Here is a 20,253-nt window from a genome sequence, read left to right on the forward strand (position 1 = left end):
TTGAAGTTCAGCACGGACACCGGTCAGCAGTAAAGTTCAGCGCCCGGTCCACGGCTGCTGCCCTCCCCCAGAACGGAACTGAGTTGTAGGGATCGTTCCCGTCCTCGGCATCAAAGGTTTCCCGGTGGCAGCAATATCCTGCGACGCCGCCTCGTTGCGGCCATGGGCGAAGCTTGGGCGACATTCTGCTCCAGCCCCGCCAGGCAATCGCGCAACATGCCGGCATCCTGCGCCGTCTTGGCCATCGACATCGCGCCGGAATAGGCCGCGACGGCCAGGGCGGCGAAACGCTGCGGGTCGGTGTCCTGCTCCCTGCCCGCCTGCTGATCAGCCCGGACCTTGTCGGCGATCGCCTGGCGCCAGCCGGCAAAAATGCCGGCAAGGGCGGCGCGCAATTCGGCATCGACGAGCGACAGTTCATGTGCAAGGTTGTTGAGGGGACAGCCGCGCACGAAGCCTTGTTGCTCAAGTTCCGCCGCCACGGCTTCGAAGGCTGCACCCACGCCTTCGCGCGCCGAAGCGGCCGCCCGCAAAGGCGCCATCCATGTCTCTTCGACCGCCGCGGCCACACGCTCTTCGATCACCGCCAGCGCCAACGCTTTCTTGGTCGGGAAATGATGATGCAACGCGCCGCCGCTGACACCCGCCGCCGCCATCAGATCGCCGAGACTGGACGCGTGATAGCCGCGTACCTGAAAGGACTCCTGCGCGGCATCGAGCACTCTGTTGCGCATGCCTTCGGGATCATTGGTGCGCTTCTGGGCATGCCCTGTCATCGGGAATCTCCACCGTGCCCCTCCAGGAGGGAAGAAAAAGAAGCTAGCAGATTGACAAAACAGGACAACCGGTCTGTTTTATAAAACAGGATGATCACCCTGTTTTTGGAGACGAGCTTATGAGCCTGCCCCTGAGTGCCACATCGGAGACAGCAGCGCTCGCCTCCCCGGTCGTCGAACTGCGCCAGTACACGCTGAAACCCGGCAAACGCGATACTCTTATCGACCTCTTTGACGGCAAGCTGATTGAAGGCCAGGAAGAGGCCGGGATGACCATCATCGGCCAATTCCGGGACCTCGATCGCCCCGACATGTTCGTCTGGCTGCGCGGCTTCGAGGACATGGAGGTGCGCAAAGGCGCCCTGAGCGCCTTCTATGACGGTCCGGTATGGGCAGCGCACCGCAATTCAGCCAATGCCACGATGATCGATTCCGACGATGTGCTGCTGCTCAAGCCTGCGTGGACCGGGGCTGGCTTCGATCTCTCTGGCGCCTTGCGCGCGGGCTTGGCCGTAGACGAAAAGCCAGGCAGAAGCACGCCGCTGTCAGGCATGGTCGTGATTCGGATTTATCATTTGCGGCCGGGCACAGAGGCCGCGTTCGCCAGCCGCTTCGAGGCCGAAGTCGCGCCGATGACGGCGTCACCCGGTGCGCGGCTGCTCGCCGCTTTCGTCACGGAGCATGCGGAAAACAGCTTTCCACGCCTGCCGGTGCGAGCGAGTGAGAATGTTTTCATCAGTGTGATGGGTTTTGATGGCGAAGAAGCGCAGGCCCAGCATGAAACCGCGCTTGCCGCCTCACCTGCATGGCAAGCCTTCTCGCACGCCGTCCGACATGACCTGACCAGACCGACCGAAACCATGCGCCTGTCGGCGACATCGCGCTCGCGGCTTTGTTGCTGATCTCCAGTCCGCCCGGAGACGGCGTCTGATCAGAGGCGGGGCGGCGTCTTTGCGGTGGACGGCGGGTATACGGCGGAGTGAGTGGACAGCCGATCTCCCCCCTCGTGGGGGAGATGGCCGGCAGGCCAGAGGGGGGCGCTGTCCCGCCGATCTCTCATTCGATTGCACTTCCGCGCTTGTTCTAACCTGAACGCAGTTGAATGACGACAGATAGCGTTCCTTCGCGCCCCCGCCGCCCTGCCGGGCATCTCCCCACGAGCGGGGAGATTGGCTCCGTCTTCAACCGATTTGCATCTTCACCGCCCGCAATCTCCGCTTGATGCGTTTTGTGCAACGCGATACGCCGTTGCCCAAATCGACAGACCGGAGACTTGCCGTGAGCGCTGCCAAGACCAGAACCGAAACCGATACGTTCGGTGCCATCGAGGTCGCCGCCGACCGCTATTGGGGCGCGCAGGCGCAGCGTTCGCTCGGCAATTTCAAGATCGGTTGGGAAAAGCAGCCGGCATCCGTCGTGCGCGCGCTCGGCATCGTCAAGCGGGCGGCGGCGGAAGCCAATATGGAGCTGAAGCGGCTCGATCCGGCGATCGGCAAGGCGATCGTCGAAGCCTCTCAAGAAGTCATCGACGGCAAGCTCAACGACCATTTCCCGCTGGTGGTCTGGCAGACCGGCTCGGGTACGCAATCCAACATGAACGCCAACGAGGTGATCTCCAACCGGGCGATCGAGATGCTGGGCGGCGTCATGGGCTCCAAGAAGCCGGTGCACCCGAACGACCACGTCAATATGAGCCAGTCGTCGAACGACACCTACCCGACCGCCATGCACATCGCCTGCGCCGAGCGCATCGTGCATGACCTGTTGCCGGCGCTGAAGCACCTGCACAAGGCGCTCGCCGCCAAGAGCAGGGAGTTCAACCATATCATCAAGATCGGCCGCACCCACACGCAGGACGCCACCCCGCTTACGCTGGGCCAGGAATTCTCGGGCTACGCCGCGCAGGTCGCTTCGTCGATCAAGCGCATCGAGCTGACGTTGCCCGGCCTGCAGGAACTGGCGCAGGGCGGCACCGCCGTCGGCACCGGCCTCAACGCGCCCGTCGGCTTCGCCGAGCGGGTGGCCGACCGCATCGCCGCCATCACCGGCATCGCCTTCGTCACTGCCCCGAACAAGTTCGAGGCGCTGGCAGCCCATGATTCCATGGTGTTCTCACATGGCGCCATCAACGCCGCTGCCGCAGCGCTGTTCAAGATCGCCAACGACATCCGCTTCCTCGGTTCCGGCCCGCGTTCCGGCCTTGGCGAATTGTCGTTGCCGGAAAATGAGCCGGGTTCCTCGATCATGCCGGGCAAGGTCAACCCGACGCAGTGCGAAGCGATGACCCAGGTCTGCGTGCAGGTGTTCGGTAACAATGCAGCCCTCACCTTCGCCGGCAGCCAGGGCCATTTCGAGCTCAACGTTTATAACCCGCTGATGGCCTACAACTTCCTGCAGTCGGTGCAGTTGCTCGCCGACGCTTCGGTCTCCTTCACCGACAATTGCGTCGTCGGCATCGAGGCGCGCGAAGACAACATCAAGGCGGCCCTCGACCGCTCGCTGATGCTGGTGACGGCGCTTGCGCCCACCATCGGCTACGACAGCGCCGCCAAGATCGCCAAGACCGCGCACAAGAACGGCACCACGCTGCGCGAGGAAGCGCTGGCCACCGGGTTGGTCAGCGAAGCCGACTACGACCGGCTCGTGCGGCCCGAAGATATGACCCATCCGGGATAAAAGCATTTTTCGGCGGGAGAATATCCTCCCGCCACCGCATCGAGCGACACGAATTTCCGTCTTTCACCGGTTCACGGAAACGTATGTCCTGTGAACAATGTGTCGCCAGACAGGCGGCTTTGGTGAACAGTCAGCATGGTCTATCTGACGGGTGATCAACCCCATTCGGAGAGCCACCATGTCCACCAACACGTCCTTCGCCGGCACCGGCACCGCGTCCAACAGTTCTGTCACCATCCTGCTCGGCCGCATCCTGCTTGCGGTCATTTTCCTGCTTTCCGGTTTCGGCAAGCTCAGCGCCCTTTCCGGCACCGCGGCCTATTTCGGCGGCCTCGGCCTGCCCTTGCCGACCGTGACGGCCATCGTCGTCGGCCTCATCGAACTGCTCGGCGGTCTGGCCATTCTCGTCGGCTTCCAGACCCGGATTGCCGCCTGGGTGCTGGCGATCTTCACCGTCGCCACGGCCCTGGTCGCCCACACCGGCTGGGCCGACCAGATGCAGATGATCAACTTCATGAAGAACCTGGCGATCACCGGCGGCTTCCTCGTGCTGGCTTCCTCAGGCGCCGGCGCCTATTCGGTCGACGCCAAGCGCGGCTGAACTTCCCTCCCCCGTCTTTGACAGCAGTGGCGCGGAATTTTCCGCGCCACTGTTTCGTTGTCGGTCCAGAAGCCTCAATTCAGCGCCCGGATTTGCCGGGGCATTGGTGGTAGGATCGATCGGTCCGGGTGGGTAAAGGCCCAAACCGGCCAACCGACAACGGAGGTGACCATGCCTCGCAACGCACTGCTTCTGGCTTCGCGGCTGCTGCTTGCCGCGCTGTTCGTACCGTCAGGCTTCCATGCGCTCGCCGACATTGCCGGCACATCGGGCTATTTCGCCGGCCTTGGCCTGCCGCTCCCGGGGCTCGCCGCGTGGGGCACGGGCCTGTTCGAGCTGATCGCCGGACTGCTGATACTCATCGGCTTCCAGACCAGGATCGTGGCTCTGCTTTTGGCCGCCTTCTGCATCGTTGCCGGCTTCATCGGCCATTACGGCCAGGGCGCCGATGATGCGACGCTTGCCTTCTTGCACCAGCAGATGCTGATGAAGGACATCGCGATATCGGGCGGCTTTCTGGCGCTCGCCATGGCCGGCGCCGGCGCCTGGTCGGTCGACGGGCGGGCTGCTGTTTGATATCGCCTAAATCCAAGGGCAGGCCCGGAACCAACCAGACAAATGCCCCGGGTTGGACTCTCAATGCCCGAGCCAAGCCAACGCCCGTGTCAAGTCGACCCCCACTCCGTCGAGCTGCGCTCGACACCTCTCCCCCGATCGACGGGCGAGAGGTGGCTTGGCGAAGCCAAGACGGAGTGGGGGAAGCCGGTCTTCAAACACGAAGCCGCTGAACAAGTGGCGCGATTGAGTTGGTCAATATCGGCGTGGATCAGATAACTCACGCTCTGGTAGGCCGTACCTATTTCACCGAAACGCTCGGCCCACCTTCGACCGCCAGTACCAGGCGGCGGCCGGTAATTCGCGCCAGTTGCGCCAGGCGCCCGGCCGGGCGCTCGCCATAGAGATCTGCCAGCGATGCCGGCAAGACCAGCGCCAGCACGCCATTGCCGCGCTGCTCCCATTTCAGTCTCGGCATGACGCCGGGCATCGAGGCGGTCAGCAGGTAGACGACGCGCATCGATGCCGCCAGCACCCGCGCTCGCTCCAGATAGCGCGGTGTCGCCAGCGCCTTGATTTCGGGCGCGATGGCTTCGTTGAAGATGCCGTCGTGCCGATAGGCGTTGGCCATCGCCAGGTAGGCGCGGCCAGGGTGGTCCACGCCGAAAAAGGAGGCGTGGGCGATGATGTTGAGCGATTGCTTGCCGCGATATTCGGGATGCGCGCGCCAACCGATGTCGGCCAGCAATGCCGCGGCGTGGCGGTAGCGCGCCTCGTCCTCGGTCTCGTCGATGCCGAAAGCGGCAAAGGTCTTGGCCGTCCAGTCGACGAGTTCATGCGCATGGGTGACCGAGCGCGAGCGCAGCCGGGCGAGTTCCTCCGATGCCGAGATCAGGGGATCGGCCTTCTGCTCGGCCTGGTCGAGCAGGGAATAGAGGAAGCCTTCGCGCACGCCGAGCGCCGAGACGATGATCTTCGACGGCTGCATCGCCGCCATGATCTCCTGCAGCACGATGGCACCGTAAGGCAGCAGCGAGCGGCGGTTCTTCGAAACGCCCTCGATGCCTTTGATCTTCTCGATCTCGCCTTTGGCCACTTGCCGCAGGAAATTGGCGGCACTTTCGACGCCGATCTCGTAGTGGTGCATGACGCCAAGCGGATAGTTGGTCATCTCCATGTGCAGCCGGGCGAGATTTCGCCAGGTGCCGCCGACGGCATAGAAAGGCCTGCCTTGCCCGCCTTTCAGCAGCTTCGCCCGCCCCAGCTCGTCGCGCACGATTTTCGCTGCCTGCGTGAGGGAGTTCTTGGCCATATCCTGGAGGCGCAGGCCGCCCAGCGGCAACGTTATGCCGTCGCCGATCGCTTCGCCATTGACGTCGACCAGTTCAAGGCTGCCGCCGCCGAGGTCACCCGCGATACCGTTGGCCGGATGAAAGCCGCAGATGACGCCGAGCGCGGAATAGTAGGCTTCCTCGCGGCCGCTGATCACGCGGATCTCGGTCTTGAGCACGTCTTCGGCGCGGTGGATGAAATCGGGGCCGTTGACGGCCTCGCGGGCGGCCGCGGTCGCCAGCACGTACATGTGCTCGGCGCCGGCCTGGTCGGAGAGCGCGCGGAAGCGGCGGAACTCCTCCATTGACCGTGTCACGCCCTCGGGGTCGAGCTTCCCCGTCGACACAATGCCGCGGCCGAGGCCCGCCAGCATCTTTTCGTTGAACAGCATGGTCGGCGAGCGCGCCAGCCCCTCATAGACGACAAGGCGGATCGAATTCGAGCCGATGTCGATGATGGACAGCGGTCGGCGATCCTGCAGCCGGCCCTGGGAATCGGACAGCATCAGGCGGCGGCGTTCTTCTTGCGGCGCTTGAATTGCGCGATCCGCTTCGGCGCATGCGATTTCAGCGCATCACCCCGTCCCGACAGGCTCGGATTGGTCATGAAATATTCCTGTGCGTTGAACGGCTCCTCGCCCTCCTCGAGCACGACGCGCCGGGAGGTTCCATCAGCCAATACGTCGAAACTTTGCTGATTGTCCATGATGTTGCCGAGCATGATCTGGCCCAGCACCTGTTCATGCACAGTTGGGTTGGTGATCGGCACCATGGTCTCGACGCGACGGTCGAGATTGCGCGGCATGAGGTCGGCCGAGGAGATGTAGACCACCGCCTCGTCCGACGGCAGGCCGTGGCCATTGCCGAAGCAATAGATGCGGCTGTGCTCGAGGAAACGGCCGACGATCGACTTGACCCTGATGTTTTCCGACAGGCCCGGCACCTGCGGCCGCAGGCAGCATATGCCGCGCACGACGAGGTCGATCTCGACGCCCGCTCGGCTGGCGTCGTAGAGCGCGTCGATGATGATCGGATCGACAAGGGCGTTCATCTTCATCCAGATGCGTGCCGGCCGTCCCTCGAGTGCGTGGGCGACCTCATCGGAAATGTGCTGCAGGATACGGTTCCTCAGCGTGAAGGGCGAGATCGCCAGCCGCATTTCGGCGGTCGGCTCGGCATAGCCGGTGATGAAGTTGAAAAGCTGGGCGACATCGCGTGCGATCGTTGCATCGGTGGTGAAGAAGGACAGGTCGGTGTAGATGCGCGCGGTCACCGGATGGTAATTGCCGGTGCCCAGATGCACATAATTGCGCAGCTTGCCGTCCTCGCGCCGCACCACCAGCGACATCTTGGCGTGGGTCTTGAGCTCGAGGAAGCCGAACACGACCTGGACGCCGGCGCGCTCGAGGTCGCGCGCCCAGCGGATGTTGGCCTCCTCGTCGAAGCGAGCCTTGAGCTCGACCAGTGCCGTCACCGACTTGCCGGCCTCGGCGGCGTCGACCAGCGCACGCACGATCGGGCTGTCGTTGGAGGTTCGGTAAAGCGTCTGCTTGATCGCCACCACTTCCGGGTCGGCCATCGCCTGGCGCAGGAACTGCACCACGACGTCGAAGGATTCGTAGGGGTGGTGGACGATGATGTCCTTCTCGCGGATAGCGGCGAAGCAATCGCCGCCATGCTCGCGGATGCGCTCGGGGAAACGCGGATTGTAGGGCGTGAATTTGAGGTCGTCGCGGGCAACGGCGACGATCTCAGAAATCTGGCTGAGCGCCAGCGGGCCGGTCAGGACGCTGATGCGGCTCGACGAAACGCCGAGTTCGCCGGCGACGAATTCGCGCAGTTCGGCCGGCATGAGCATGTCGAACTCGATGCGAATGACGGAGCCGCGGCGGCGGCGCTTTAGCGCGGTCTCGAACAGGCGCACGAGATCTTCCGATTCCTCCTCGACCTCGATGTCGCTGTCGCGAATGATGCGGAACGTGCCGGAGCCCTTGACCTCGTAACCCGGGAACAACTTGCCGATGTAAAGGCCGACCGCCTCTTCCAGCGGGATGAAGCGGACATGGTGCTTGCGGTCCGGCAGGCGGATGAAGCGCTTCAGCGCCACCGGCAGGCGCAAGAGCGCGCTCATCTCCTCGCCGTTCTTGCGATGGCGAAGCTGCAGCGCCATAGAGAAGCCGAGATTGGGGATGAACGGGAATGGGTGCGCCGGGTCGATCGACAATGGCGTGAGAACAGGAAACACCTGGTCCTGGAAGTGCTCCTCCAGCCAGGCCTTCTCGTCCTTGGTCAGCGCGTCGCGGGTGATGCTCTCGATGCCTTCCTTGTTGAGCAGCACGGTCAGCGCCGAAAGGCTCTTCTGCTGGTCTTCCTGCAACCGTTCGACCTCACGCAGCAGCTGTTCGAGCTGCTGTTCGGGGGTACGCCCGTCCGGACTTCTCAACACGATGCCTTCGCGAACCTGGCCAGCCAGGCCGGCGACGCGCACCATGAAAAACTCATCGAGATTGGCCGCGGAGATCGACAGGAAACGTACCCTCTCCAGCAGCGGATGGTTTGTGTTCTGCGATTCCTCGAGCACGCGGCGGTTGAACTGCAACCAGGAGAACTCGCGATTGACGAAACGATCCGGATTGCCTTCCGGGCTTGCCGCTTCCGCATTGATGAACTCGCTCTGGACCGGCTTCAGTTCGTTCATGGTTCCTGCTCTTCCCACGTCTGGTTGCTTCGCCGCTTTTTCGGGCGGCGCCCAGGCTGTTGCGCCTGGCTGCGATGCTCCAGCCGGTTAACCGGCTTAACTTATCCTCTGACAGGCTTTTGCGACAGTTTCATTTCATCGAACTTGCAAACAGACCGGTTATGATCCAAACGCTGAGCAGACTGCGCTAAAGGAGACGACGATGGCAGGCGGTTCCATTCCCCATTTCCAGAACGATGCGGGCCATCCGGCGATCGATATCGGAGTCAAGGAATTCATGTGCACCGGCGCCAACCCGCCTTTCGACCATCCGCATGTGTTTCTCGACATGGGCGACGACAATGAGAAGGTCTGCCCCTACTGCTCGACGCTCTACCGCTATTCGCCGAAGCTGACGGCGATGGAAACGCTGCCGGCCGGCTGCCTCTACATCGATCAGGCCGCCTGACCTCCAGCGGGCCGGGCCAATGGCAGACGCACAGTCCCGGCAAGTCATCATCGCCGGGGCGGGTATTGCCGGGCTGACCGCGGCACTGGCTTTCGCCGAGCGCGGCTATCCCGTACGGATCTTCGAACAGGCGCAGCGCCTCGAAGCGGCGGGCGCCGGCATCCAGCTTTCGCCCAACGCGACACGCATCCTGCGTGAGCTCGGCGTACTCGACGCACTTCTTCCCAATGCCGTCAGGCCGGAAGCCGTGGTGCTGAAGGATGCGGCAACCTTGGGCGAACTGGCGCGCGTGCCTCTTGGACGAGCAGGCGAGGCGCGCTGGGGTGCGCCCTACCTCGTGGCGCATCGAGCGGACCTGCAAAACGCGCTGATGGCGCGCGTGGCTGCCATGCCCGATGTTCATCTCACCACCGGCGCGCGCCTTGACAGCGTCACGATCAGCAGTTCAGGCATCACCGCGGCAGCCGATGTGGGTGGCAGGCCCGTCGCGGCGGAAGGTTTCCTTCTGGTCGGCGCCGATGGCGTCTGGTCGTCGGTCCGCGGACTTGCCGACCCAGCAAGAACCAGCCCTGCGAAAAGCCACTTCTCGGGCGAACTGGCCTGGCGGGCAACCGTCAGCGCAGACAGTCCTGCCGGGCAAGCTTTTGCAGAGATCGGTGCGCCGGACTGCGTCACCACCTTCCTGCATCCCGGCTTTCACATGGTCGCCTATCCCGTCAGCAAGGGCAGCGCCATCAACCTCGTCGCTTTCACCAGGGGCGAGCGTATCGCCGAAGGCTGGTCCGGCCATGCCGATCCCGCAATCCTGGCCGGCGCCGTGCGCGGCACCGCGCCGGCGCTGGCAAGGCTTGCGGAGTTGGCCGGCCCGTGGGCGGCCTGGCCGATCCATACGGTCGATCAGAAGCAGCCATGGGTAAGGTCGGGCCGCATCGCGCTGGTCGGCGACGCGGCGCATGCCATGACGCCGTTCGCGGCACAGGGCGCCGCGATGGCCATCGAGGATGCCGCCACGCTTGCCGACGTCATGGCCGCCTCCCCTGCCGACCTGGCCGGAAGTCTTCAAATCTGGGAAGGCCTGCGCCGGCCGCGCGTCGTGAGAGTGGCACGTCGCGGCGCCCTCAACCGCCTTGCCTGGCATGCCTGGGGTCCGGTGGCGTTGGCGCGCAACCTTTTCCTGAAAATGCGGGCGCCGGAGAAGCTCGCCGCGGATTTGGACTGGCTTTATGGGTGGCGGGCCTAGAACTCGAACGAGGCGTTGGCGTTATCTGCGCTACCTACCATTATACAGCTTCAACGACCACCCAAGCGAGACCGGCAGCGGGTTCCACCAACCGGTCCGCAGGCCGGCGGTTCGCAAGGCGGCGGCCGTCCAGGTGTTGCAGCCGGCCAGCGCATTGAAATGGCCGTTCGCCTCATAGAAGCGGTCGAAATCGGAATAGGCGGCCCCGGCGATGACGATCGGCCCGCCTGGTCCTTGCTGAAAACTCGCATCGATGAAGTCGAGCAATGCGGCAAAGCGGTCTTCCGGGATGTCGAAGCCGGCGACATCGGGCCCGGAGATATCGCCGGCGACCTCGACATGCATCACTGAAGCGTCAAGCGTCAGGGCCTTGAATACGGGCATCGCCTTCAGCTGCGACCAGGTCGGCGTCTCCAGGTAGAAGGCGCGGCCGCCCCAGCCGAAGACGATGTAGCGCACCTCGGGCGCGTCGGAAGGCTGGCCGGCAGCGGCGAGGAAGCGAAAGCGCCGGCGCACGCCATCATCGACGGGAATGGCGATGTCGGTGTGGATCGGATTGCTCAGCACCAGAATGTGCCTGGCGCCCTCGCCGGCCGCGGCAGCCGGCCAGAGTGGTCGCGGCACCAGCGTGCCGAGTGCCGCGACCAGCACCACCGCGGCAACCACCACGGCCAGGAAACGAACGCGTTTTCTCATCCGGGCATAGTTCTTGCGATTCCATCACGTTTCAATCGAAACGATCCGATCGGCCAAATGTGAAAAAGCCCGACCGTGGCGCGGCCGGGCTCCTTCCATTTCGACGAAGCAGCGCTCAGTGCAATATCTGCGACAGGAACAGCTTCGTGCGCTCGTGGCGCGGGTGATCGAAGAACTCGGCCGGCGTGTTCTGCTCGACGATCTGGCCCTGATCCATGAAGATCACCCGGTTGGCGACTTTCCGCGCGAAGCCCATTTCGTGGGTGACGCACAGCATGGTCATGCCTTCCTCGGCAAGGCTAACCATGGTCTCCAGCACTTCCTTGATCATTTCCGGGTCGAGTGCCGAGGTCGGCTCATCGAACAGCATGATGCGCGGGTTCATGCACAGCGAACGGGCGATCGCCACGCGCTGCTGCTGACCGCCGGAGAGCTGGCCCGGATATTTGTTGGCCTGCTCGGGGATCTTGACGCGCTTGAGGAAATGCATGGCCATCTCCTCGGCCTGTTTCTTCGGCGTCTTGCGGACCCAGATCGGCGCCAGCGTGCAGTTCTCCAGGATGGTCAGGTGGGGGAACAGGTTGAAGTGCTGGAACACCATGCCGACCTCTCGGCGCACCTCGTCGATCTTCTTGAGATCGTTGGTCAATTCCTTGCCGTCGACGAAGATCTTGCCCTTCTGGTGTTCTTCGAGCCGGTTGATGCAGCGGATCATGGTGGACTTGCCGGAGCCGGACGGGCCGCAGATGACGATGCGCTCGCCGCGCATCACCTTGAGGTTGATGTCCTTCAGCACATGGAACTCGCCATACCATTTGTGCATGGCGATGATGTCGATGGCGACATCGGTGGTCGAGATGTGCATCTTCGCGGCATTGACCTTGATCTCTTCCGCGCTGACGGCGTTTTCGGTGGCCATGAACCAATCCCCTTTTTATCGTTTGTAACCGGTGTCGAGCCGGCGTTCCGTATACATTGAATAGCGCGACATGCCGAAGCAGAACAGCCAAAACACGAAGGCGGCGAACACGAGACCGGATTTCGCGGTCTGCGGCGTCGCCCAGTTGGCGTCCGAGAAGTTCTGCTTGACGACGCCGAGCAGGTCGAACATCGAAATGATGAGGACCAGGCTGGTGTCCTTGAACATGCCGATGAACGTGTTGACGATGCCGGGAATGACCAGCTTCAGCGCCTGCGGCAGCACGATCAGTCCCATCTTCTGCCAATAGCCGAGGCCGAGCGAATCGGCGCCCTCATATTGGCCCTTGGGGATCGCCTGCAGGCCGCCGCGCACCACTTCCGCCATATAGGCGGCGGCAAACAGCGACACGCCGATCAATGCCCTCAGATACTTGTCGAAGGTGACCCCGGCGGGCAGGAAAAGCGGCAGCATGACGCTGACGAAGAACAGCACTGTGATCAGCGGGATGCCGCGCACAGCTTCAATGAAGATGATGCACAGCATCTTGACGATCGGCATCTTGGAGCGCCGGCCGAGCGCCAGCACGGTGCCCAGTGGCAGCGACACGGCGATTCCGACGAAGGACAGGCTGAGCGTGATCAGCAGTCCGCCCCACCGCGACGTCTCGACATGCGGCAGACCGAACACGCCGCCCACCAGAAGAAAGAAGGCGACGATCGGCAGCACCAGGAAAAGCAGGATGGCGTTCAGGCCCTTGCGCGGCACGCTGGGGACCAGCATCGGCACCAGCAGCGCCGCGAACAGGATAGCGACCAGGATCGGCCGCCAGCGCTCCTCGACCGGATAAGTGCCGAACATGAACTGGCCGAACTTAGCGTTGACGAAGGCCCAGCAGGCGCCGCTCCAGCCATCGGGCTGGATGCCGCCCTGCGCCACTGTCGCGCAGACGGTCCGGTCCGGCCCGGTCCACTGGGCATTGATGAAGGCCCAGTTGATGACCTGCGGCAGGACCCAGGCGACGATGATGATGCCGAGTATGGTGAGAATGGTGTCGCCGACCGAACCGACGAGGTTCTTGCGGACCCAGGCATACAGGCCACGCTCGCTGATCGGCGCCGCCTCCGCCAGGGCCATTTCGGTGCGCACCCAGGACATGTCGTGTTCCTGCATGGCCCTACCTTTCCACCAACGCCATTCTGGCATTGACCACGTTCATCACGGCGGAGGTCACCAGACTGAGTATGAGATAGGCGATCATCATGATCAGCACGCCCTCGACCGCCTGGCCTGTCTGGTTGAGCACCGTGCCGGCGGTCGCCGTCAGGTCCGGATAGCCGATGGCGATGGCCAGCGAGGAGTTCTTGGTCAGGTTGAGATACTGGCTGGTCAACGGCGGGATGACGATGCGCATGGCCTGCGGCACCACGACCAGCCGCAGGATCGATCCCGACCGCAGCCCAAGTGCGGCGGCGGCCTCGGTCTGGCCCTTGCTGACACCCCTGATGCCGGCACGCACGATCTCGGCGATGAAGGCCGCCGTGTAGCAGGACAGCGCCAGATAGAGCGACAGGAACTCCGGCTTGACCTGGAAGCCGCCGGTCAGGTTGAAGGTCGACTGTTTCGGAAAATCGAAGCTCAGCGGAAAGCCGCTCAGCGCGTAGGCGAGCAGCGGCAGGCCGACGATGAGCGCCACGGATGTCCAGAACACGGGAAACTGCTGACCCGTTGCCATCTGCCGCTGGCGCGCCTTGCGGGCGACGAACCAAGCCATGGCGATGCCCACGATGAGCGCCACGAAGATCAGCCAGGAGCCCTCGCCCCAGACGGCGCGCGGGAAATAGAAACCGCGCTGGTTGAGGAAGGAACCGAAAGGCAGGTTATAGCTCTCGCGCGGCGGCGGCAACACGGCCAGCACGCCCGAATACCAGAAGAAGATGACCAGCAGCGGCGGGATGTTGCGGAAGATCTCGACATAGACCGTGCAGATCTTGCGGATCAGCCAATTCTGCGACAGCCGGCCGATGCCGATGACGAAGCCGATAATGGTCGCGGTGACGATGCCGGCCACGGCGACGATGATGGTGTTGATCAGGCCGACAATGATGGCGCGACCGTAGGTCGAATCGGACGTGTAGGCGATCGGCGTGTCCGAGATGTCGAATCCGGCGCGGCCCCTGAGAAAGCCGAAACCGGAGGCGATGTGAAGACGCTGCAGATTGTCGATGACGTTCTGCACGATCCACCAGACAGAGCCGAACAGAACGACGACGACCAGTGTCTGGAAGAAGAGACTGCGGACTTTCGGGTCGTTGATAAAGGAGCCGCGACTTGTGTCCTCGCGAAGGACTTCCTGCGATGCCATATCACCGTCCCCTGTGAAAGAGAAACCGGAAGGCAGAACCATCTGCCTTCCGGATCACATTTCGATCAGCGGATCGGCGGAGCGTATTGCAGGCCGCCCTTGGTCCACAGCGCGTTGATGCCGCGGGCGATCTTCAGCGGGCTGCCCGAGCCGACATTGCGATCGAACATTTCGCCGTAATTGCCGACCGCCTTGACGATGTTGACGACCCAGTCGTTGGAGACGCCGAGATCGGTGCCGATCTTGGTGTCGGCTTCCTGGCCAAGCACGCGCTTGATCTCAGGGCTGGCCGAGTTCTTCATCTCGTCGACATTGGCCTTGGTGATGCCGAGTTCCTCGGCGTCGAGCAGCGCGAAATAGGTCCACTTGACGATATGGTACCACTGGTCGTCGCCCTGGCGCACCGCCGGTCCGAGCGGCTCCTTGGAGATGATCTCCGGCAGCACGACGTGATCGGCCGGCGCACCCAGCGTCAGGCGGATGCCGTAAAGGCCCGACTGGTCTGTGGTGTAGACGTCGCAGCGGCCGGCGTCATAGGCTGCGTTGACCTCTTCGAGCTTCTCGAAAACGACCGGATTGTACTCCATCTTGTTCGCCTTGAAGTAGTCGGCGAGGTTGAGCTCGGTGGTGGTGCCGCTCTGCACGCAGACGGCGGCGCCGGACAGCTGAAGCGCCGAATTGACGCCCGGCAGCTTCTTGGCGTTGATCATGAAGCCCTGGCCGTCATAGTAGGTGGTGCCGATGAAGTTCAGGCCAAGTGCCGTGTCGCGGTTGATGGTCCAGGTGGTGTTGCGCGACAGGATGTCGATCTCGCCCGACTGCAGCGCGGTGAAGCGCTCCTTGGCGCTGAGCGGCGTGAACTTGACCTTGGAGCCGTCACCGAAGACGGCGGCCGCCACGGCGCGGCAGAAATCGGCATCGATGCCTTGCCAGTCACCCTTGTCGTCCGGCGCGGAGAAGCCGGCCAGGCCCGTCGAGACGCCGCACTGGATGAAGCCCTTCTGCTTGACCGTGTCGAGCGTGGTGGCTGAAGCCGTTGAAGCCACGGCTCCAAGCGCGGCGGCTCCAAGGATGCCGATTGCAATGTGTTTCATGACCCACAGACCCTTTTCTGTTTTCAGGCAAACCTGATCTTTTTTTCCCGCGTGAACGCAGCTTTTCGTTCCGGCCCATTTCCGGAACTCCGCATCGCAGTCGACGCGCCGCCTCCCATTCACGAACAGCATCGAAGGCGATAATTCCTGTGAGGTCAAGGAAAATGACCGAATTCAGATGGGTTTGAAAATCGTTTGCCGCAATTGCCTGAATAGCAGACAAACGCGCCCGCAATTTAGTCAGAAGCGCGAATAAAGCCGGCGAAGCTCGCCCTACGCCAGGCTGCGCTCTGTCCGCAAAAGTCCATCCGCCGGGATTACTCTGCGTTACTGTGCTCTGCCGGCCGGTTGCGTGCCGATGTCTGCGCCCTCTGGCTGGATCTGGGTCATGGTGAGGTGCGCTTTGCGCTATCAGGCGACGCATGCCGCTGCCGGCGGCGGGCTTTCTGGCCGCCGGCATTGCCGCTTGCAGTCGGCCTGCGGCGGCTCGGCAATTGGCACATTCGAAGTCGGGGTCCTGGCGAAAGCCGGCTGTTGCGCGGTCCATGTCGCCGCACTATGGCTAGCGGCTTACCAAAAAAGGCGACGACGAATGGCAAAAGACGGCAACGAGCCGGTGACTGGCAAAATGGGCATCAACACGCGGCTTGCCCATTCGGGCAACAACCCGCGCGACTATTTCGGCTTCGTCAATCCGCCTGTCGTGCACGCCTCCACGGTGCTGTTCCGCAATGCCGCCTCGATGGCTGGACGGGACCAGAAATACACCTACGGCACGCGCGGCACACCGACCACCGACGCCTTGGCCCAGGCCATAGACGCGCTGGAGGGGTCGGCCGGCACGATCGTGGTCCCGTCGGGCCTGGCGGCGGTGACGGTGCCGCTGCTTGCCTTCGTTTCGGCGGGCGACCACCTGCTGATCGTCGACAGCGTCTATCATCCGACGCGCAACTTCGCCGATACGATGCTGAAGCGGCTCGGCGTCGAAGTCGAGTATTATGCTCCCGGCGTCGGCGCGGGCATCGCCGCCTTGATCAAGCCGAACACCAAGGTGGTGTTCACGGAATCGCCGGCTTCAAACACGTTCGAGGTGCAGGACATACCAGCCATCGCCAAGGCCGCGCACGCCGCCGGTGCCATCGTCATGATGGACAATACCTGGGCGACGCCGCTTTATTTCCGTCCGCTCGACCATGGCGTCGACATCTCGATCCATGCGGCGACGAAATATCCCGCCGGCCATTCGGACGTGCTGCTGGGTACGGTGTCGGCCACCGAGGCCTGCTGGAAACAGCTGTATGAAAGCTTCTGCACGCTTGGCTGCTGCGCCGGACCCGACGACGTCTACCAGGTGCTGCGCGGCTTGCGCACCATGGGCGTGCGCCTCGACCACCATCAGCGCAGCGCGCTCGCCATCGCGGCATGGCTGGAGGGCCAGAAGGGCGTGGCGCGCGTGCTCCACCCTGGCCTTCCCAGTCATCCCGACCACGCGCTGTGGAAGCGTGACTTTTCCGGCTCCAGCGGCATCTTCTCCATCGTGCTTGCCGGCGGCGGCCAGAAACAGCAGCACGCGTTCCTCGACGCATTGCGGATCTTTGGTCTCGGCTACTCCTGGGGCGGTTACGAGAGCCTTGCCGTGCCGGTCTGGCTCGGCGACCGCGTCGTTGCCAAGGGCCCCTATGAAGGGCCGTTGATTCGTCTCCAGATCGGCCTCGAGGATGTCGAGGACCTCATGACCGATATTCTTCGCGGGCTCACCGCCGCCGCAGCGGCCTGACGCGACCTCTCGGACCGATACCAGCAGCGTCCGCAAGGCCTTGACGCGATTGAGCAAACGGGGGCGCACGCGGCGCCCCGGTCCGGCCATGTCGGCAATATTATTCTCCCCATCCGCAGTTTTGCGGATTTGTTTGACTTCCAAATTGCCGGCTTCCGCTTCATTGCGGCAGCGGAAATCATTCCCCAGCCACCGCACCAAGAGCCTGCCCATGGCGTTCCGCCTCTTTGTTCCCATTCTTGCCGGCGCGACGCTGCGCGAACGCATCATCGCCTGCGTCGGTGCGATGATCGGCATTGCGCTGACTGGCGCGATCAGCGGACTCACACTGGGTAGCGGGCCACATGTGCCGCTGCTGGTGGCGCCAATGGGAGCATCGGCGGTGCTGTTGTTCGCGGTGCCCGCCAGCCCGCTGGCGCAGCCCTGGTCGATCATCGGCGGCAACACGATCTCGGCGCTTGTCGGCGTGATCGTGGTGCAATTCGTGCACCAGCCGGTGCTCGCCACCGGTATTGCGGTAGCGTTGGCGATCGCCGCAATGTCGTTCACGCGCTGCCTGCATCCACCCGGGGGTGCGGCGGCATTGACCGCGGTGTTCGGCGGTCCAGCCGTGATCAGCGCCGGCTTCCTGTTTCCCTTCGTGCCGGTGGCGGTCAATTCGATGCTGCTGGTGGCGCTTGGCTACAGCTTCCACAAGCTGGCCCGGCGCAACTACCCGCACGTGCCGGCCCCGGCGCCGGTAAACAGCCACGGCACCATCGACCCGCCGGCGCAATTGCGTGTCGGTTTTCGCTCCGAGGACATCGATGCCGCGCTTGGAGCGCTCGACGAGACCTTCGACATCGACCGGGGCGATCTCGACCGGCTGCTGCGGCAGGTCGAATTGCAGGCCATGGTGCGCGAGCATGCGACGTTGCGGTGCGAAGACATCATGTCGCGCGACGTCATCTCGGTGGACGAGCACACGCCAGCCGCCGCTGCGCGCCAATTGCTGCTTGACCACAACATACGCACCTTGCCGGTGGTGGATGCCGAGGCAAGGCTGGCCGGAACCGTGGGCTTGCGGGAACTGACGCTGGCGGCCGGCACGGTCGGAACCGTGATCTCGCCGGCGGCAACCGCAACTGCCGGCTCGAACGCCATGGCGCTGCTGCCAGTGCTGACCGACGGGCGCAGCCACGCCGTCATCATCGTCGACGATAAAAACCACATCCTCGGGCTGATCACGCAGACCGATCTGCTGGCCGCGACGGCGCGGATGCAAAACACCGGCAGGGAGCCGGCCAAAGTGCTAGCATAGGCAGCCAGGCGGATCGCCTGGCGTGATTTTTCGGGAACCTTTTTTCGAAACCTGCATCCAATCTTTCGTGCAAGGATCGATGGAGGACACATGCCCGCGCTGACGGCAACATCAACAGCGACGGACGAGCTCCGGCTCGTAGCCCGCGCGCTTGCCCGCGACAGCGATGCCTTTCGCAAGATCATGAAGCTGAACAACCAGCGGCTCTACCGACTGGCGCGCGGCATGGTGCGCAACGACAGCGAGGCCGAGGACATCGTGCAGGAGGCCTATGTCAGGGCCTTTACCAATCTCGGCACCTATCGCGGCGATGCTTCGCTTTCCACCTGGCTGTCGCGCATCGTCATCAACGAGGCGCTCGGGCGGCTTCGCAAAGGACGGCGAACCGTGGCCATGCCTGAAAACCCGGAAGCGCAGATCATCCGGTTTCCCCTTAACCCAAGCGACGATCCGGAGCGGACGATGGCGCAGCGGCAGATCCTCGGGCTTGTCGAGCGGGCGACCGACAGCCTGCCCGACGCCTATCGCGCGGTTTTCGTGGCCCGCGTCATCGAGGGCCTGAGCATCGAGGAGACCGCCGACCTGCTCGGCGTGCGGCCCGAGACCGTCAAGACGAGACTGCACCGCGCCCGCGCTTTGCTGCGCAAGGCGCTGGACGACGAGATCGGGCCGGTGCTGCTCGACGCCTTCCCCTTCGCCGGCCGGCGCTGCGAACGGCTGACGCAGGCCGTGATGAAGCGGCTCGGATTCGAGGGGTGATCTTCAAAGCCAGATCTTTCGCCGATTTGTCGGGAACGTTTCCGCGCCATCCTCATCCAATGAATGTCAACCCAGATGAAGCCCGCTGCCCAGGCTGTCGGGCGGAAGGAGATGCCATGCTTATCAGACACACCGCAGCGCTTGCCGCCCTCTTGCTGCTTGGCGCTGCCCCATTCGCGCAAGCTGCCGACAAGCCGACCGACCCGCAGATCGCCCACATCGCCTACACAGCCGACATGATCGACATCGAGGCGGCCAAGCAGGCAATCAAGAAATCCAAGAACAAGGAAGTCGTCGATTTCGCCAAGGACATGGAGCGCGACCACGAAGCGGTGAACAAGCAGGCGCTCGACCTGCTCAAGAAGCTCAAGGTGAAGCCGGAAGACAATGCCACCAGCCAGGCGCTGACCAAGGCGGCGAAAGAGGAACATGCCAAGCTCGCCAAGCTGAAAGGGGCTGCCTTCGACAAGGCCTATATCGAAAACGAGGTGGCCTACCACAAGCAGGTCAATGGAGCGCTCGAAACCCTGCTCATTCCGTCGGCCAGCAATGCCGAGCTGAAGAGCCTGCTCGAAACCGGCCTCAAAATCTTCCAGGGGCATGAGCAGCATGCCGAACATGTCGCCGGCATGTTGAAATGAAAGCGGCCGTGCTGATCCGACCGCTCCTTGCCTGGCTGGCGCTGGTGCTTGCCGCCGGCCCGGCGCCGGCCGCGACGATCGAGGTGACGATCGAGAAGCTCGTCTTCTCGCCCGCAAGCGTCGAGGCCAGGGTCGGCGACACGATCGAGTGGGTGAACAAGGACGCATTCGCCCACACGGCCACGGTGAAGGGCAGCTGGGAGGTGATGATCCCGCCGAAGGCGAAGGGAAAACTGACCCTCAAGACGGCGGGAGCGGTTGATTATTTCTGCCGCTTCCATCCCAACATGAAAGGCCGATTGGTAGTAGCGCCCTGAAAATCTGGGCCGGTGGCGGGACTTGGCCGCAAATACCAAGCCCCGTCACTCCGGAGCACC

19 protein-coding genes are annotated in these 20,253 nt (G+C 63.5%); 11 read left to right on the plus strand and 8 right to left on the minus strand.

Translation table 11 applies throughout. From position 1 onward, the window contains the following. Window positions 1–110: 110 nt before the first annotated feature. The gene (locus FJ946_RS01185; RefSeq protein WP_140494296.1) at window positions 111–776 is read right to left on the minus strand and encodes a TetR/AcrR family transcriptional regulator; all 666 of its coding nucleotides are present in this window, start codon (window positions 774–776) and stop codon (window positions 111–113) included. 119 nt (window positions 777–895) lie between these two features. On the opposite strand from FJ946_RS01185, the gene FJ946_RS01190 reads away from it, so the two are divergent. The 4 genes from FJ946_RS01190 to FJ946_RS01205 all read left to right on the plus strand — a co-directional run bounded on the left by FJ946_RS01190 (window position 896) and on the right by FJ946_RS01205 (window position 4,629). Continuing rightward, entirely contained in the window at window positions 896–1,678 is a 783-nt protein-coding gene (locus FJ946_RS01190; RefSeq protein ID WP_140565101.1) for an NIPSNAP family protein, read from the plus strand. 376 nt (window positions 1,679–2,054) lie between these two features. Beyond that, window positions 2,055–3,452, plus strand: coding sequence for a class II fumarate hydratase (fumC, locus tag FJ946_RS01195; RefSeq protein WP_140515515.1), 1,398 nt, complete (start codon window positions 2,055–2,057; stop codon window positions 3,450–3,452). Window positions 3,453–3,630: 178 nt separating this feature from the next. Further along, the gene (locus FJ946_RS01200; RefSeq protein WP_140494302.1) at window positions 3,631–4,053 is read left to right on the plus strand and encodes a DoxX family protein; all 423 of its coding nucleotides are present in this window, start codon (window positions 3,631–3,633) and stop codon (window positions 4,051–4,053) included. Window positions 4,054–4,224: 171 nt separating this feature from the next. Continuing rightward, the gene (locus tag FJ946_RS01205; RefSeq protein ID WP_140494304.1) at window positions 4,225–4,629 is read left to right on the plus strand and encodes a DoxX family protein; all 405 of its coding nucleotides are present in this window, start codon (window positions 4,225–4,227) and stop codon (window positions 4,627–4,629) included. A 280-nt stretch (window positions 4,630–4,909) separates the two neighbouring features. On the opposite strand, the gene ppx is transcribed toward FJ946_RS01205, so the two are convergent. Continuing rightward, entirely contained in the window at window positions 4,910–6,445 is a 1,536-nt protein-coding gene (gene ppx / locus FJ946_RS01215; protein WP_140515513.1) for an exopolyphosphatase, read from the minus strand. After that, entirely contained in the window at window positions 6,445–8,637 is a 2,193-nt protein-coding gene (locus FJ946_RS01220; protein WP_140494308.1) for an RNA degradosome polyphosphate kinase, read from the minus strand. The genes ppx and FJ946_RS01220 overlap by 1 nt, the downstream gene beginning before the upstream one ends. 202 nt (window positions 8,638–8,839) lie before the next feature. Here FJ946_RS01220 and FJ946_RS01225 point away from each other — a divergent pair, with 202 nt between their 5' ends. Together FJ946_RS01225 and FJ946_RS01230 are read left to right on the plus strand one after the other, a co-directional pair. After that, window positions 8,840–9,085: a zinc-finger domain-containing protein gene (locus tag FJ946_RS01225; protein ID WP_140494310.1), complete on the plus strand. Its 246-nt coding sequence runs from the start codon at window positions 8,840–8,842 to the stop codon at window positions 9,083–9,085. A 19-nt stretch (window positions 9,086–9,104) separates the two neighbouring features. Next, window positions 9,105–10,325, plus strand: a complete 1,221-nt coding sequence (locus tag FJ946_RS01230) for an FAD-dependent monooxygenase (RefSeq protein ID WP_140565099.1) — start codon at window positions 9,105–9,107, stop codon at window positions 10,323–10,325. Between the two features lie 30 nt (window positions 10,326–10,355). On the opposite strand, the gene FJ946_RS01235 is transcribed toward FJ946_RS01230, so the two are convergent. From FJ946_RS01235 to FJ946_RS01255, 5 genes are all read right to left on the minus strand, one after another. Then, a complete protein-coding gene (locus FJ946_RS01235) occupies window positions 10,356–11,021 on the minus strand; it encodes a TIGR02117 family protein (protein ID WP_140565097.1) in 666 nt (221 codons plus the stop codon). A gap of 115 nt (window positions 11,022–11,136) precedes the next feature. Next, window positions 11,137–11,940: an amino acid ABC transporter ATP-binding protein gene (locus tag FJ946_RS01240; RefSeq protein ID WP_140494315.1), complete on the minus strand. Its 804-nt coding sequence runs from the start codon at window positions 11,938–11,940 to the stop codon at window positions 11,137–11,139. A gap of 15 nt (window positions 11,941–11,955) precedes the next feature. After that, window positions 11,956–13,113, minus strand: a complete 1,158-nt coding sequence (locus FJ946_RS01245) for an amino acid ABC transporter permease (protein ID WP_140565096.1) — start codon at window positions 13,111–13,113, stop codon at window positions 11,956–11,958. Window positions 13,114–13,117: 4 nt separating this feature from the next. Then, on the minus strand, window positions 13,118–14,305 hold the full coding sequence (locus FJ946_RS01250) for an amino acid ABC transporter permease (RefSeq protein WP_140494318.1): 1,188 nt from the start codon (window positions 14,303–14,305) through the stop codon (window positions 13,118–13,120). Between the two features lie 65 nt (window positions 14,306–14,370). Beyond that, window positions 14,371–15,399, minus strand: a complete 1,029-nt coding sequence (locus FJ946_RS01255) for an amino acid ABC transporter substrate-binding protein (RefSeq protein WP_140494320.1) — start codon at window positions 15,397–15,399, stop codon at window positions 14,371–14,373. A 592-nt stretch (window positions 15,400–15,991) separates the two neighbouring features. On the opposite strand from FJ946_RS01255, the gene FJ946_RS01260 reads away from it, so the two are divergent. The 5 genes from FJ946_RS01260 to FJ946_RS01280 all read left to right on the plus strand — a co-directional run bounded on the left by FJ946_RS01260 (window position 15,992) and on the right by FJ946_RS01280 (window position 20,193). Then, window positions 15,992–17,176: a cystathionine beta-lyase gene (locus tag FJ946_RS01260; protein ID WP_140565094.1), complete on the plus strand. Its 1,185-nt coding sequence runs from the start codon at window positions 15,992–15,994 to the stop codon at window positions 17,174–17,176. Window positions 17,177–17,387: 211 nt separating this feature from the next. Continuing rightward, complete coding sequence (locus tag FJ946_RS01265; RefSeq protein ID WP_140565092.1) at window positions 17,388–18,476, plus strand: HPP family protein; 1,089 nt, start codon at window positions 17,388–17,390, stop codon at window positions 18,474–18,476. A 90-nt stretch (window positions 18,477–18,566) separates the two neighbouring features. Next, window positions 18,567–19,235: an RNA polymerase sigma factor gene (locus FJ946_RS01270; RefSeq protein WP_140515501.1), complete on the plus strand. Its 669-nt coding sequence runs from the start codon at window positions 18,567–18,569 to the stop codon at window positions 19,233–19,235. A gap of 116 nt (window positions 19,236–19,351) precedes the next feature. Next, window positions 19,352–19,876: a DUF4142 domain-containing protein gene (locus tag FJ946_RS01275; RefSeq protein ID WP_140494328.1), complete on the plus strand. Its 525-nt coding sequence runs from the start codon at window positions 19,352–19,354 to the stop codon at window positions 19,874–19,876. Then, complete coding sequence (locus FJ946_RS01280) at window positions 19,873–20,193, plus strand: cupredoxin family copper-binding protein (RefSeq protein ID WP_140565090.1); 321 nt, start codon at window positions 19,873–19,875, stop codon at window positions 20,191–20,193. The genes FJ946_RS01275 and FJ946_RS01280 overlap by 4 nt, the downstream gene beginning before the upstream one ends. Window positions 20,194–20,253: the final 60 nt, after the last annotated feature.

Origin of the sequence: Mesorhizobium sp. B2-4-7, assembly GCF_006442685.1 — a bacterium.
In the GTDB taxonomy this organism is placed as follows: Bacteria; Pseudomonadota; Alphaproteobacteria; order Rhizobiales; family Rhizobiaceae; genus Mesorhizobium.

Coding starts and splice junctions, on each gene's coding strand:
- FJ946_RS01205 (WP_140494304.1), top strand. CDS start 4,225: ATGCCTCGCAACGCACTGCTTCTGGCTTCGCGGCTGCTGCTTGCCGCG.
- FJ946_RS01185 (WP_140494296.1), bottom strand. CDS start 776: ATGACAGGGCATGCCCAGAAGCGCACCAATGATCCCGAAGGCATGCGC.
- FJ946_RS01270 (WP_140515501.1), top strand. CDS start 18,567: ATGCCCGCGCTGACGGCAACATCAACAGCGACGGACGAGCTCCGGCTC.
- FJ946_RS01250 (WP_140494318.1), bottom strand. CDS start 14,305: ATGGCATCGCAGGAAGTCCTTCGCGAGGACACAAGTCGCGGCTCCTTT.
- FJ946_RS01190 (WP_140565101.1), top strand. CDS start 896: ATGAGCCTGCCCCTGAGTGCCACATCGGAGACAGCAGCGCTCGCCTCC.
- FJ946_RS01240 (WP_140494315.1), bottom strand. CDS start 11,940: ATGGCCACCGAAAACGCCGTCAGCGCGGAAGAGATCAAGGTCAATGCC.
- ppx (WP_140515513.1), bottom strand. CDS start 6,445: ATGCTGTCCGATTCCCAGGGCCGGCTGCAGGATCGCCGACCGCTGTCC.
- FJ946_RS01235 (WP_140565097.1), bottom strand. CDS start 11,021: ATGAGAAAACGCGTTCGTTTCCTGGCCGTGGTGGTTGCCGCGGTGGTG.
- FJ946_RS01265 (WP_140565092.1), top strand. CDS start 17,388: ATGGCGTTCCGCCTCTTTGTTCCCATTCTTGCCGGCGCGACGCTGCGC.
- FJ946_RS01230 (WP_140565099.1), top strand. CDS start 9,105: ATGGCAGACGCACAGTCCCGGCAAGTCATCATCGCCGGGGCGGGTATT.
- FJ946_RS01255 (WP_140494320.1), bottom strand. CDS start 15,399: ATGAAACACATTGCAATCGGCATCCTTGGAGCCGCCGCGCTTGGAGCC.
- FJ946_RS01275 (WP_140494328.1), top strand. CDS start 19,352: ATGCTTATCAGACACACCGCAGCGCTTGCCGCCCTCTTGCTGCTTGGC.
- FJ946_RS01280 (WP_140565090.1), top strand. CDS start 19,873: ATGAAAGCGGCCGTGCTGATCCGACCGCTCCTTGCCTGGCTGGCGCTG.
- FJ946_RS01245 (WP_140565096.1), bottom strand. CDS start 13,113: ATGCAGGAACACGACATGTCCTGGGTGCGCACCGAAATGGCCCTGGCG.
- FJ946_RS01200 (WP_140494302.1), top strand. CDS start 3,631: ATGTCCACCAACACGTCCTTCGCCGGCACCGGCACCGCGTCCAACAGT.
- FJ946_RS01225 (WP_140494310.1), top strand. CDS start 8,840: ATGGCAGGCGGTTCCATTCCCCATTTCCAGAACGATGCGGGCCATCCG.
- FJ946_RS01260 (WP_140565094.1), top strand. CDS start 15,992: ATGGCAAAAGACGGCAACGAGCCGGTGACTGGCAAAATGGGCATCAAC.
- FJ946_RS01220 (WP_140494308.1), bottom strand. CDS start 8,637: ATGAACGAACTGAAGCCGGTCCAGAGCGAGTTCATCAATGCGGAAGCG.